Origin of the sequence: Saccharopolyspora indica, from assembly GCF_027853965.1 — a bacterium.
In the GTDB taxonomy this organism is placed as follows: Bacteria; Actinomycetota; Actinomycetes; order Mycobacteriales; family Pseudonocardiaceae; genus Saccharopolyspora; species Saccharopolyspora indica.
Genome location: NZ_JAQGLB010000014.1, coordinates 155,388 through 168,048, shown reverse-complemented (window position 1 = coordinate 168,048; position 12,661 = coordinate 155,388). Strand labels below are relative to the sequence as shown.

The 12,661-nt window shown below is 71.5% G+C and carries 12 protein-coding genes; 1 reads left to right on the top strand and 11 read right to left on the bottom strand.

The features are described from left to right. The first annotated feature begins 64 nt into the window (after window positions 1-64). A complete protein-coding gene (locus OU416_RS27330; protein WP_270929890.1) occupies window positions 65-1,534 on the top strand; it encodes an FGGY-family carbohydrate kinase in 1,470 nt (489 codons plus the stop codon). 5 nt (window positions 1,535-1,539) lie between these two features. On the opposite strand, the gene OU416_RS27325 is transcribed toward OU416_RS27330, so the two are convergent. From OU416_RS27325 to mbhE, 11 genes are all read right to left on the bottom strand, one after another. Beyond that, window positions 1,540-2,199 carry a hypothetical protein gene (locus OU416_RS27325; RefSeq protein ID WP_270929889.1) on the bottom strand — a complete coding sequence of 220 codons (660 nt, stop codon included), beginning with the start codon at window positions 2,197-2,199 and terminating at the stop codon, window positions 1,540-1,542. 79 nt (window positions 2,200-2,278) lie between these two features. After that, on the bottom strand, window positions 2,279-3,517 hold the full coding sequence (locus OU416_RS27320) for a M20 family metallopeptidase (RefSeq protein WP_372907268.1): 1,239 nt from the start codon (window positions 3,515-3,517) through the stop codon (window positions 2,279-2,281). Between the two features lie 205 nt (window positions 3,518-3,722). After that, window positions 3,723-5,012 carry a M20 family metallopeptidase gene (locus tag OU416_RS27315; protein ID WP_270929888.1) on the bottom strand — a complete coding sequence of 430 codons (1,290 nt, stop codon included), beginning with the start codon at window positions 5,010-5,012 and terminating at the stop codon, window positions 3,723-3,725. 597 nt (window positions 5,013-5,609) lie between these two features. Next, entirely contained in the window at window positions 5,610-5,897 is a 288-nt protein-coding gene (locus OU416_RS27310) for a hypothetical protein (RefSeq protein WP_270929887.1), read from the bottom strand. A gap of 125 nt (window positions 5,898-6,022) precedes the next feature. Further along, on the bottom strand, window positions 6,023-6,370 hold the full coding sequence (gene mnhG / locus OU416_RS27305; RefSeq protein WP_093352759.1) for a monovalent cation/H(+) antiporter subunit G: 348 nt from the start codon (window positions 6,368-6,370) through the stop codon (window positions 6,023-6,025). Further along, window positions 6,367-6,633, bottom strand: a complete 267-nt coding sequence (locus OU416_RS27300) for a monovalent cation/H+ antiporter complex subunit F (RefSeq protein ID WP_270929886.1) — start codon at window positions 6,631-6,633, stop codon at window positions 6,367-6,369. The genes mnhG and OU416_RS27300 overlap by 4 nt, the downstream gene beginning before the upstream one ends. A gap of 214 nt (window positions 6,634-6,847) precedes the next feature. Then, complete coding sequence (locus tag OU416_RS27295) at window positions 6,848-7,402, bottom strand: Na+/H+ antiporter subunit E (protein WP_270929885.1); 555 nt, start codon at window positions 7,400-7,402, stop codon at window positions 6,848-6,850. Next, on the bottom strand, window positions 7,399-8,931 hold the full coding sequence (locus OU416_RS27290; protein WP_270929884.1) for a Na+/H+ antiporter subunit D: 1,533 nt from the start codon (window positions 8,929-8,931) through the stop codon (window positions 7,399-7,401). The genes OU416_RS27295 and OU416_RS27290 overlap by 4 nt, the downstream gene beginning before the upstream one ends. Continuing rightward, the gene (locus OU416_RS27285; RefSeq protein WP_270929883.1) at window positions 8,928-9,344 is read right to left on the bottom strand and encodes a Na(+)/H(+) antiporter subunit C; all 417 of its coding nucleotides are present in this window, start codon (window positions 9,342-9,344) and stop codon (window positions 8,928-8,930) included. The genes OU416_RS27290 and OU416_RS27285 overlap by 4 nt, the downstream gene beginning before the upstream one ends. Beyond that, on the bottom strand, window positions 9,341-9,886 hold the full coding sequence (locus tag OU416_RS27280; protein WP_270929882.1) for an MnhB domain-containing protein: 546 nt from the start codon (window positions 9,884-9,886) through the stop codon (window positions 9,341-9,343). Before OU416_RS27280 ends, OU416_RS27285 begins: the two co-directional genes overlap by 4 nt. Then, window positions 9,883-12,246, bottom strand: a complete 2,364-nt coding sequence (gene mbhE, locus OU416_RS27275; RefSeq protein ID WP_270929881.1) for a hydrogen gas-evolving membrane-bound hydrogenase subunit E — start codon at window positions 12,244-12,246, stop codon at window positions 9,883-9,885. The genes OU416_RS27280 and mbhE overlap by 4 nt, the downstream gene beginning before the upstream one ends. Window positions 12,247-12,661: the final 415 nt, after the last annotated feature.

Sequence of the window (12,661 nt, the reverse complement as noted above, 5' to 3'; positions counted from 1 at the left end):
ATGCTGTGATGTTCTCGGGTCGCGCACCGGCCGACCCGGCAGGCGGGATCTGGAGGGAACGCCCGTGATCACCATCGGCATCGACGCCGGCACCTCGGTGGTGAAGAGCGTCGCCTACGCGGCGGACGGGACCGAGCTGGCGGTCGCCCGCCGCCCGACCCGGGTCGAGCACCCCCGGCCCGGCTGGGCCGAGCAGGACATGCAGGAGGTGTGGAGCGCGGTCGCCGACACCGTCGCCGAGCTCACCGCTGCCGCGGGATCCGACGTCGCAGCGCTCGCGCTCACCGCGCAGGGCGACGGCTGCTGGCTGGTCGACGACACCGGTCGGCCGACCGGTCCCGCGCTGCTCTGGAACGACGCCCGCGCTTCCGGGATCGCCGCCGACTGGGCCGATTCCGGGGTGCTCGCCGAGCTGTTCAAGATCAACGGATCGGTCGGTTTCGGCGGTCTGCCGCACGCGCAGCTGCGCTGGCTCGCCGAGCACGACCCGGCCCGGATCGAGCGGTCCGCGAAGGTCCTGACCTGCGGCGGCTGGCTGTTCCACTGCCTGACCGGACGCCTCGCCTGGGACGTTTCCGAAGCCTCGAACCCGTTCCTCGACGCGCGGACCGGGCAGTACTCCCCGACCGTGCTCACCGAGCTCGGGCTGGACTGGGCCCAGCCGCTGCTGCCCGACGTGGTGGACGGCGAGCAGCGGATCGCACCGCTGCACGACGCCGCGGCCGGACGGCTCGGCGTCCCGGCGGGCACGCCGGTGGTGCTCGGCGCGTACGACGTGATCTCCACGGCCATCGGCGCCGGTGTCACCGAGCCCGGCCAGGCCTGCACGATCCTGGGCACCACGATCTGCACCGAGGTGATCAGCGACAGCCCGCGGCTCGACCGCACCCCCGTCGGCATGTCGCTGCGCACGCCGGAGCCGGGCCGGTGGATGCTCGCCAGCGCCACCCTCTCGGGCACCGAGGTCGTGGAGTGGACCTGCCGGATGCTCGGCCTGCCCAACCCCGAAGACCTCACCGACCTCGCCGAACAGGCCGAACCCGGCAGCAAGGGCCTGCTGATGCTGCCCTACCTCTCGCTGGCCGGGGAGCGCGCTCCGTTCTACGACCCGGCCGCGCGCGGCAGCCTGCACGGCCTGAGCCTGGAGCACGGTCCGGCCGAGATCGCGCGAGCCTGCCTGGAAGGGCTGGCCATGACGATCCGGGACTGCCTGCGCACCAGCGCCGCGCAGCCCACCGAGCTCCGGCTCACCGGCGGTGGTTCGGCGAACCGGTTGTGGCGGCAGGTGATCGCGGACGTGACCGGGCTGCCGGTCGTGCGCACCACCGACGAGCAGGCCGGTGCCCGCGGCGCGACCGTGACCGCGCAGGCCCTGCTGACCGGCCGCAGCATCACCGAGGTCGCCCGCGAACTGGTCGGGACGTCCGCGCCGCTGGAGCCCCTCGACGCCAACCGGGCCACCTACGACGATGCCTACGCGCGGTTCATCGCCGCGCGGGAAGCGGCTCAGGCCACCGCCTGGTTCCAGCGCTGACGTCCTCACCGCGCACCTCCGATCCCGGCGGCCACCGCGGGACGCGGCTTGGCCCAGGCCAGCCCGAGCAGCGCGTTCGCCCGCCGGGTGCCGCGGCGATCCCGGCGGCGGGCGATCCGCTCGGCGACCAGCGCGCGGAAGCGCTCGGCTCCCTCGCCGAGCCTGCCGAGCGCCTGCTCCAGGCAGTCCAGGGCCTGGCGCTGATCGCCGGTGCACAGCAGATCGGTGATCGCGACGTCCAGGGCCTGGGTGCGCAGGCCGTCCAGCTCCACGACGTCGCACTCCCGGACCCAGGCCTGGTGGATCGTCAGATCCGGCTGCGAGCGCACCTCACGGCCGTAGGGGATGGTCACGTCCACGATCTCGTCGGCCGGGCCGCAGCCGTGCATCGCCACCGCCGTCGGGCCGGACAGCACCGAGTACGGCCCGGCCCGCAGCAGCGCGGCGGCCGCGCGGGTCACCGGGTCGCCGGCGCGGGCCGCCGGCACCACCACGCCGTGCCAGGGCTGCACCCACTCACCGGCGGCCAGACCTGCCGCGAGCTCGTCCGCGCCGAGCAGCCGTTCCGCGTCCAGGCAGGTCATCGCGCCGTGCCGGGCCGAGGGCGGCCACTCCACGACGTGGTCCGGGGTTCGTCGTCCAGGGCAGATGATGTTCGTTCTCATACCCATACAGAGGCGCGAACCCCGTCCACGGATACAGCTGCGAGCGGATACACCTCGATCAGGTGCGAATCCGCGGAAGTCAGTCCCGGAGGGTCCGCAGGGCCGTGTGGACCATCGCCCGGACGCCCACCAGCAGGGCCCGCTCGTCCAGCGCGAACGTCGGCTGGTGCAGGTCCTTGACCCGGCCGGTTCCGGAGTGCACGCCCAGGCGCGCGAACGAGCCCGGCACGTGCTCCAGGTACCAGCCGAAGTCCTCGCCGCCCGAGGACTGCGCGGTGCTCGCCAGGGCTTCCTCGCCGAGGGCCGCCTCGATGCCCGCCCGGAACAGCTCGGTGCTCTCCTGGTCGTTGACCACCGGCGGCACGCCGCGCCGGTGGTGCAGGTCGAACCCGACGCCGAGCGGCGCCAGCAGGCTGTGCACCAGCTCGTGCACCAGCGGTTCCAGCTTCGCCCAGGTGTCGCGGTCGCCGGTGCGCAGCGTGCCGGTGAGCACCCCGTCCTGCGGGATGGCGTTCGGCGCTTCCCCGGCGTGCACCGCGCCCCAGGTCAGGACGGTTCCGGTGCGCGGGTCCACGCGGCGCGACAGCAGCGTAGGCAGACCGGTGATGACGGTGCCCAGCGCGTGCACCAGGTCCGCGGTCAGGTGCGGGCGCGAGGTGTGCCCGCCGGGCGAGGTCAGGCGGAGCTCCAGCAGGTCGCTGGCGGAGGTGATGGCACCGACGCGGGTGCCGATCTGCCCGGCCGGCAGCCGCGGGTCGCAGTGCAGCCCGAAGATCCGGTCCACCCCGTCGAGGGCTCCGGCGGCCAGCACGTCCAGCGCGCCGCCGGGCATCACCTCCTCGGCGGGCTGGAGGATCAGCCGCACCCGGCCGGGCAGTTCCGGCGCGGCGGCCAGCGCCAGCGCGGCGCCCAGCGCGACCGTGGTGTGCGCGTCGTGGCCGCAGGCGTGCGCGACGCCGTCCACGGTGGAGGCGTACGGGAGACCGGTGGCCTCGGTCAGCGGCAGCGCGTCGATGTCCGCGCGCAGCGCCACGGTGCGGGCACCGGGCCGGTCCTCGCCGATGTCGCAGACCAGGCCGGTGCCCACCGGCAGCACCTGCGGCTTCAGCCCGGCCCTGGTGAGCTGCTCGACGAGGAAGGCCGTGGTCTCGTGCTCGGCGCGGGAGAGCTCGGGGTAGGCGTGGAGGTGCCGACGCCAGGCCACCACCCGCTGGGCGTTCGCCGCCAACCAGGAGTCCAGCCAGGCCGGCCCGCGACCGGCGCCCAGGTCCGCCACGGCCCCGAGACTGGTGTCCACGCTCGACATGGTGCTGCCGATCGGCGCGGACGGCCCGTCCACGTCGGGCGCGAGGAGCGTGCCCGGCGCCGCCGCGGGCCAGCCCGCCTCCTCCACCGCCGAACCGCCGTTCGAGGGCCGCCCCGGGTCCGAGCCACGAGAATCCACCACGGTCACGCCATTCCTCCAGTGTCTTGCGGGGCGTCCGGATCCGGTGCGCGGAACGAGCGGCAAGCGGCAGCACCGCTCACGCCACGCCCCCGGCATCCTGCTGGGCACCCGCACCCGGCCCGCGGTGCGCGCCGCCGACCGGTGTGCAGAACTCTTCCGACGAACTCCGAGCGCGCGCGGCGGCCAGCAGGCGGTCCCGCTGCGCGCCGTCCGCGGCGGCGGCCACCGCCGTCCAGGCCATCGCCAGCGCCCCGTCCAGCACCGCCCGGTCGGCGGTCGGGGTCGCGCAGGCCGCGGCGAACTCAACCTGGTGGTTGACCGCGCCGCCGCAGTCGATCGCGATCATCGGGTGGATCGCGGGCAGGGCCCTGGTCACGTTGCCCATGTCGGTGCTGCCGATGACCCGGCTCTGCTCGGCACCTCGGTCGAGCGGTTCCCGCCCGAGCTCGGTGATCGCGCGGCGGTAGGCCTCCGACAACCAGTCGTCGGGGTCCAGCTCCGCGTAGACCGGGGAGATCTGCACGACCTCGTGCGTGCACCCGGTCGCCGTCGCGCCCGCCTCGAAGCAGGCCCGGATGCGGTTCTCCAGGCGCTGCAGGGAACGCGCTTCGGCAGCGCGCAAGTTGTAGACCGCCGCGGTGCGCGCGGGAACGATGTTCGGCGCCGCGCCACCTGCGGTGACGATACCGTGCACCATCTGCTGCGGTTCGAGGTGCTGGCGCAGCAGGCCGATGGCGACCTGCGCGACGGTCAGCGCGTCGGCCGCGTTGAGGCCCAGCTGCGGGGCCGAGGCGGCGTGCGCCTCGCGGCCGGTGTAGCGCACCTCCAGGTCGGTGATGGCCAGCGAGACCGGGCGGCAGACCTCCTCCGGGCCGGGGTGCACCATCATCGCCATCGCCACGTCGTCGAACACGCCGCGCTGCAGCATCAGCACCTTGCCGCCGCCGGTCTCCTCCGCCGGAGTACCGATCAGCCGGACGGTGATGCCCAGCTCGTCGGCGACCTCGGCGAGCGCCAGCGCGGCGCCGACCGCGGCCGCGGCGATCACGTTGTGCCCGCAGGCGTGACCGACCTCCGGCAGCGCGTCGTACTCGGCGCAGACCGCCACCACCAGCTCGCCGCTGCCGCGCTCGGCGACCAGCGCGGTGTCCAGGCCGGCCACCGGGGTGCGGACCTCGAAGCCGTGCCGGGCGAGCAGGTCGGCGACCTTGGCCGCGCTGCGGTGCTCGGCGAAGGCGAGTTCCGGTTCGGCGTGGATGCTGCGGGAGAGCTCGACCAGCTCGCGCTCGTGGCGTTGCACCGAGGCGCGGCAGCGCGCGGCGGCGGAACGGTCGTGATCGCGGTGCGGGGCGGGCGCAGTACTCATTTGGCGCCCATCCTGCATCATCCGGAACAGCGGCACTGCACCGATGCGGAACGTCTAGCCGACCGGTACGCACACTGCGACGAACGGGTGGCGCTCATTCAGCCCGACCGAAGAATTGTTTTCAACGCGCATTGAGAATGTCCAGGTCCGTTCCACGTAGCGACGCGGATGGCACCCTCTTACAGGAGTGACAGCCCCCGCCCGGACTCCGGGCACCCGACCTTATGCGGAACACCCCTCGCGTCAACCGCAGCTCAACCGCACCCCAGGGGACCGTGACGCAACCCAGCCACAAGAAACCCCCGAAACGCAAGATCACCCCCCAACGCAACCACCACTGAAGATCGCGGAGAGGCGGGACAGAAGGGTGTGGGCCGGCACCGGTCGGGGGGCTTCCCGGTGCCGGCCCACGTTCGTGGGGGGCGTTCGCCCCGATCTCCGCACGTCAGGGACGGTCGTCACCTCGTGAGGCTTGCGCCTACGCACGTAGTCAGTTGTGAAAATCCCACAGGTTCGCCGTCAGGTCTAGTCCATGGCGAGAATTGACAACGAAATTATTCCGCAAAGAACAGACCGGTCACCCGGTTTCCGGGCGGTTTACGACTTTTTCCACTTGACAAACAAGACCGGCTTCTTGCGGAGGCGGCGCGACAGCAGCACCAGACCGATCAGCACGAATCCGGCGATGCCGATCCCCATCCGCTGGCGCGCGTCGGCACCGGCGTCCGCGGGCGGCTGCTCGGCGGGCGGTGCGGGCGGCGGTTCCTGCGCGACCACGATGGTCGTCGGCGGCGCGGCGGCCTCCTCGGCAACGGCCGCCGGAGGGACCAGGAACAGGGACAACGCGATCGCGAGGCCAGCGAGCACGCGGCCGGTCCGCCACATGATGGCTCCACATCCTTCTGCAGCCGCGTCGGACTACCGACACTTTCGTGGTCACCCGTACAGGACCATTTGATCATAGTCGGCGCGCAGTGTGACCGGTCGCGTGCGAGGTGTGCCGGATCGGATCAGCGGTCCCGGCGCTCCCGTTCGATCCGGTCCCCGAGCTCGTCCACCACCAGGGTGTCCCGCCGGATGCTGTCCGCGCGGTAGGCCGCCCGGCCCACCAGCTGCGCCATCACCGGCGCGGTGAGCATCTGGAACAGCGCCACCAGGATCAGGCCCGACGCGTAGATGAAGTCCAGCTGCACGGCGGTGCCGATCAGGATCAGCATCAGCCCCAGCGTCTGCGGCTTGGTGGCGGCCTGCAGGCGGGCCAGCACGTCCGGGAAGCTCAGCAGGCCGATGGCCCCGAGCAGGCAGGACAGCGCGCCGCCGATGAGGCAGACCGCGGAGAAGACGTCCAGCAGGCTCATCGGTACGGCTCCTTCTTCTCGACCAGCCGGGCAGCGCTGACCGACCCGATGAACGCCAGCAGCGCGAAGGCGGCCAGCAGCGCGATGTTCGAGCCGTCCTGCAACCAGCCCATGCCCGCGCACGTCCCGGCGATGATCACGGTGACGAACACGTCGACCGCCACGATCCGGTCCAGCGTGGTGCGGCCGAGGATCAACCGCACCAGGACCAGCAGCCCGGCCACGCTCAGCAGGCCGATGGTCACGATGAAGACCCAGGTCAACGGTCCCGCCTCTCCGCGATTTTCAGTGGTGGTTGCGTCCTTGAGTGATCTCGCGTTTGGGGGGTTTCTTGTGGCTGGGTTGCATCACGGTCCCCTGAGGTGCTGTTGAGCAGGACTCCAGTTGGCACAAAGGAAGTCATGCACGCACCCCTGCACCGCCCCTCCACGATCTTCAGTGACGGTTGCGCCCGCGAGCGAACTCGCACAGAGGAAGTCATGCGCGTTCCTCCGTTCCGCTGACCAGGACGAGTTCGGCGGGTGAGCCGACCGCTCGGACCACTCGGCGCTCCAGGGCCAGCACCTCCTGGCGCACCGATTCGGCGTCGGCGGCGCGCATGCCGAGCGAGTAGACGTAGCAGATCCGGTTGGCCCGGTCGATCTGCAGCACGAACTTGCCCGGGGCCAGCGACAGCGCGTTGGCCACCATCGCGGTGATGTGGTCGGAGTCGGTCCGCAGCGTCACCGCCACGATCCCGGCGGGCGCGTTCGGGCCCTGGGTGACCGCCTGCCAGGAGACCCGCCCGGTGGAGATCACCAGGTCCCAGGCCAGGTAGCCGGCCAGCTGCAGCACCCGCAGCGGGCGCACCGCGATGTTGGTGCGGATGGCCGGGTTCGGGAACAGCGTCGCGACGAACACCGCCACGACCAGGCCGAAGAACAGGGTGCCCAGGTCGAAGGTGCCCCACAGCATCACCCAGACCAGGGTCAGCCAGGCCACCATCGGCAACCGCCGCAGCAGCCTGCCGCGACGGGTGATCCGCTCGGTCATTCGACGGCACCTCCCAACACCGCGCTCCGGTAGGTCTCGCCGTGCATCAGGTCCTCCGCGGCCCGCCCGCTGACCTCGGCCAGCGGACCCGCCAGCAGCGCGATCACCACGCTGGTCGCCACCAGCACGCCGCTGGCCACCACCATCGGGCGGTTCGAGGTGGCGGTGCCGACCACCAGCTCGTCGGTCGGGTCGGGGTCCTGCTCGGGAGCCTTGACCTGCCCCCAGAACGCCCGCGTCCACACCCGCGCCATGGCGTAGAGGGTGAGCAGGCTGGTCAGCACCAGGCCGCCGGTGACCGCGTAGGCCGTCCAGGTCCCGGCGCCGACACCGGCCTGCAGCAGCGCCAGCTTGGCCACGAAGCCGGAGAACGGCGGCACCCCGGCCAGCGTCAGCGCGGGCAGCGCGAACAGCACCGCGATCATCGGCGCGGCCTTGGCCAGCCCGCCCATCCGGGTCAGCGCCACGGTGCCGGTGTGCCGCGTGATCAGACCGCTGACCAGGAACAGCGCGGCCTGCACGGTGATGTGGTGCACCACGTAGAGGATCACGCCGGTCAGGCCGATCACGTCGTAGACGCCGAGCCCGAACAGCATGTAGCCGATGTGGCTGACCAGCAGGAAGGACAGCAGCCGGTTCAGGTCGTTCTGGGCCAGCGCGCCCAGCGCGCCGACGATCATGGTGATCAGCGCGATGCCGAGCATCAGGTTCCAGCTCTCGGAATGGCTGAACACCAGCGTCTGGGTGCGGATCAGCGCGTAGATGCCGACCTTGGTGAGCAGCCCGGCGAACACCGCGGTGACCGGGGCGGGCGCGGTCGGGTAGCTGTCCGGCAGCCAGAAGTGCAGCGGCACCATGGCCGCCTTCACGCCGAAGACGACCACCACCAGCAGCGCCAGCGCGATCTGCAGCCCGTCCGGCAGCTGGTGCACCTTCTCGCCCAGGTCGGCCAGGTTCACCGTGCCGGTCGAGGCGTAGACCAGCGCGATCATCGTGATGAACAGCAGCGAGGACGCCAGGCTGACGATCACGTAGGTCATGCCCGCGCGGACGCGGGTGGCGGTGGTGCGCCGGGTGATCAGCACGTAGGACGAGCTGAGCATGATCTCGAAGGCGACGAACAGGTTGAACAGGTCGCCGGTCAGGTAGGCCAGCGAGACGCCCGCGCACAGCATCAGGTACATCGGGTGGAACGTGGTGCTGGAGCGCTCCCGGCCGTAGTCGGTGATGCGCTGGCCGATCGAGTAGATCAGCACCGCGAAGGTCACCACCGAGGAGATCAGCAGCAGCAGCGCCGAGAGCCGGTCGGCGACCAGCGTGATGCCGAACGGCGCCGGCCAGGCGCCCATCTGCAGCACCACCGGCCCGAACCGGTCGGCGACGTGGAGCAGCACCGCGGCGTCCACGATGATCCCGCCGAGCACCAGCAGCCCGAGCGCGCGCTGGATGTCCGCGAAGCGCCCCAGCGCCAGCGACAACCCGGCGGCGAGCAGCGGCAGCAGGACGGGAAGGGCCACGAGAACCGTCACTGGGTGGCCTCCTTCTCCAGCTCCTCGGCGCCGTCCTCCTCGGACTCGGCCAGCCGCCGCTCCAACCGCTGGATGCGCCGGTCCTCCAAGTCGTCGCGGACCTCGTCGTGGCCGAGCAGCGTCCACGAGCGGTAGGCCAGCGCCAGCAGGAACGTGGTCAGCGCGAAGGTGATCACGATCGCGGTGAGCGCCATCGCCTGCGGCAGCGGGTCGGTCATCTGCTCCGGCTGCGCCGAACCGAGCATCGGTGCGCGGCCGGGCGGGCCGCCCGCGGTCTGCAGCAGCAGGTTCGAGCCGTGCCCGAGGATCACGATGCCGAGCAGGATCCGCATCAGGGAGCGCTGCATCAGCAGGTAGAAGCCGACCGAGTACAGGACGGCGAGCACCACCGCCATGGTCAGGTTGATCGTCATCGCTGCCCCCGCTCCGCCGCGTCGACGTCGGCCTCGATGCCCGAGCCCAAGGTGCGCAGCAGGTCCAGCACCACCCCCACGATCAGCAGGTACACCCCGCTGTCGAGCAGCACGCTGGTGACGAACTTGATCTCGCCGAGCGGCGGCGCGGTGAACTTGTAGATCGCCGTCTCCAGCAGCTCGCCGCCGAACAGCAGCGGCAGGAAGGCCGAGGTGGTGGCGATGGTCAGGCCCATGCCGATCAGCACCGGCGGCCGCATCGAGACGATCGCGCTGTCGTCCATCCGGCCACCGGCGAGGTAGCGCAGCACGAACGCCTGCCCGGCGACCAGGCCGCCGCTGAACCCGCCGCCCGCCCGGTCGTGCCCGGCGAAGAGCAGGTAGATGGACAGCACCAGGACGGTCGGGAAGATGATGCGGGCGGCGAGTTCGAGCAGCACGGTGCGCTGCTTGCCGTCACGGCAGAAACCGGACAGCAGCCAGCGTTCGGCCGGCGCGTCCCAGGTCGTCCAGGACGGACGCTTCATCGGCGTCGTCGTCATTCGCGCACCTCCTCCTGCAGCTTGACCGGCGTTTTCACGGGTACCGACCGCACCCGCGTGCTGCGCTTCCGGCGTTCGTGGCGGGAGGCCAGGATCAGGCTGGCCACCCCGGTCGCGGCGATCGCGAGCACCGCGATCTCGCCGACGGTGTCGAAGGCCCGGAAGTCGACGATGATCGCGTTGACCACGTTGGTCGCGCCCGCGCCCTTCTCCGCGTTGGCGATGAACGCCTCGCTGGCCTCCGGCGGGGCCTGGCGCGCACCGCTGAAGATCACCGCGGCCAGCGAGATGAAGGTCCCGGCGGCGACCGCGATGACCGCCTTGGGCACCTGCCAGGCCTTCGCGGTGTCGGACTGGGTGAAGCGCACCGGCAGCCGCCGCAGCACGAACACGAACGCCACCAGCGTCAGCGTCTCCACCAGGAACTGGGCCAGCGCCAGGTCGGGGCCGCCGTCCACGATGAACAGCCCGCCGATGCCGTAGCCGACCACGCCGACCAGCAGCACCGCGGTCAGCCGCCGGCGCGAGCGCAGCACCGCGATCGCCGCGACGATCACCACGACGGCCAGCGGGATCTGCAGGAGGTTGTCGTAGGCCCGCAGGTCGTCCGGCACCGCGGCCCGCAGCAGCAGCGCGGAGCCCGGGATCGCCAGCATCGTCAGCAGGACGATGCCGAGGTAGGTCGGCAGCGAACCGACCTGCAAGCGGCCGGTGACGCCGACCGCCACCCGCTCCAGCAGCGCCATGATCCGCTCGTAGCCGCGCTGCGCGTCGAGCGGCCGCGGCAGCTTGTTGCGCGCCGCGGTCAGCTGGACCCGGCCCAGGTGCAGCGCGACACCGCCGGTGACCGCGAGGGCGGACAGCAGCAGCGGCAGGTTGAAGCCGTGCCAGAGCGCCAGGTGGTACGGGTCGGCGACCGGTGCGAAGACCTCGGCGTAGGAACCGGCCAGCTTGTCGGCGACCGGGTAGCCGATGCCCAGCACGATGCCCGCCAGCGCGGGCAGCGCGGCCGGGATCAGCGCCTCCGGGCTGGGCTTCTTGGCCTTGGTGCGCGGCAGCTCCGGCTTGTCCGCGAAGGCGCCCCACAGCATCCGCAGGCTGTAGGCGACGGTCAGCATCGAGCCGAGCACCAGCACCGCGTCCACCAGCAGGTCCGGTCGGCCGCCGGTGAGGAAGGCGCTGAAGGCCGCTTCCTTGCCGATGAAGCCGAGCATCGGCGGGAGCCCGGCCATCGAGGCCACGCCGAGGGTGGCGATCACCGCCAGCCACGGCAGCTCGCGGCCCAGCCCGGAGAGCTTGCGGATGTCGCGGGTGCCCGCCTGGTGGTCGATGATGCCGACGACCAGGAACAGCGTGGCCTTGAACATGCCGTGCGCGAGCAGCATCGCGGCACCGGCCATCGCGCCGGTGTGGGTGCCCGCGCCGAACAGCACCATCAGGAAGCCGAGCTGGCTGACGGTGCCGTAGGCCAGCAGCTTCTTCAGGTCGTACTCGTGCAGCGCCCGCCAGCCGCCGACCAGCATCGTGACCAGGCCGAAGGCGATGGCGGCCAGCTTCCACTCCGGCACGTCGGTGAACACCGGCGCCAGCCGGGCCACCAGGAACACACCGGCCTTGACCATCGACGCGGCGTGCAGGTAGGCGCTGATCGGCGTCGGCGCGACCATCGCCGCGGGCAGCCAGTTGTGGAACGGGATCTGCGCGGACTTGGTGAACGCGCCGACCAGGATCAGCAGCGCGGCGACCGCCGTCGCGGCCCCGCCCGGCGGGTTCGCGGCCAGCTCGGAGATCCGGTAGGTGCCCGCGGTCTCGCCGAGCACCACGAAGCCGAGCAGCATCACCAGCCCGCCCAGGCTGGTGATCATCAGCGCCTGCAGCGCCGACCGGCGCGATTCGCGGCTGAGCCCGGCCTGCCCGACCAGCAGGAACGAGCAGATCGTCGTCAGTTCCCAGAAGACGTAGACGGTGATCAGGTCGTCGGAGAAGATCAGCCCGAGCATCGCCCCGGCGAAGGCCAGCAGCAGCGGGGCCGAGCGCCGGGCGTCGCCGCCGCCGCGGGTGAAGTAGGAGTCGGCGTAGACCAGCACCACGGCGCCGAGGCCGGCGACCAGGACGGTCATCAGCAGCGCCAGCGCGTCCAGCCGGAAGGCGAACTGCAGGCCTATCAGCGGTGCCCATTCGACGGTCTCGCTGATCGTCCGCCCGGACAGCACCGGTCCGGCCTGCGCCAGCACCCAGAGCAGAGCCGCAGCCGGTGGAACGGCTGCGGTCAGGAATGCGGCTCGGGTGCTGCGCCGGGCCAGGAACGGCAGTGCCAGGGCCACCAGCAGGTGCACGACGACGAACGCGAGCAAGGGCACCTCCTCGACGCCGATAGGTCGTGGTCAGCTCGACCCGCCGACACCCGGCGAGCCGGGGTTGTTCGCCACCGTCATCGCGGACGCACCATGACGCATGTATGTTGCTTCCTTGCGCGCGACGCTGCGAATATCGGCGTTGAGAAGGCTCGGGCCACCGATGTCAGCGAGGTCCGATCGGCGCCCAACTTATCCGAAACACACGTATTCGGGCCAATCCGCGATCTTGCGGACAGCAGCCGATCCTCGCCGGTTTTTTCGTTGCGACGAAATAACGTTAGCCGCGACAACAACGCTCCCCCGACGCCGCTCCGGGTGGGATTACTCACGTTTTGTAACGCTGATACGAACGATCGCCGCTGATCGCCCCGCGGCGATGACGTCGTCCCAGCTGCGCAACGATCGGCCCGTTCGGCCT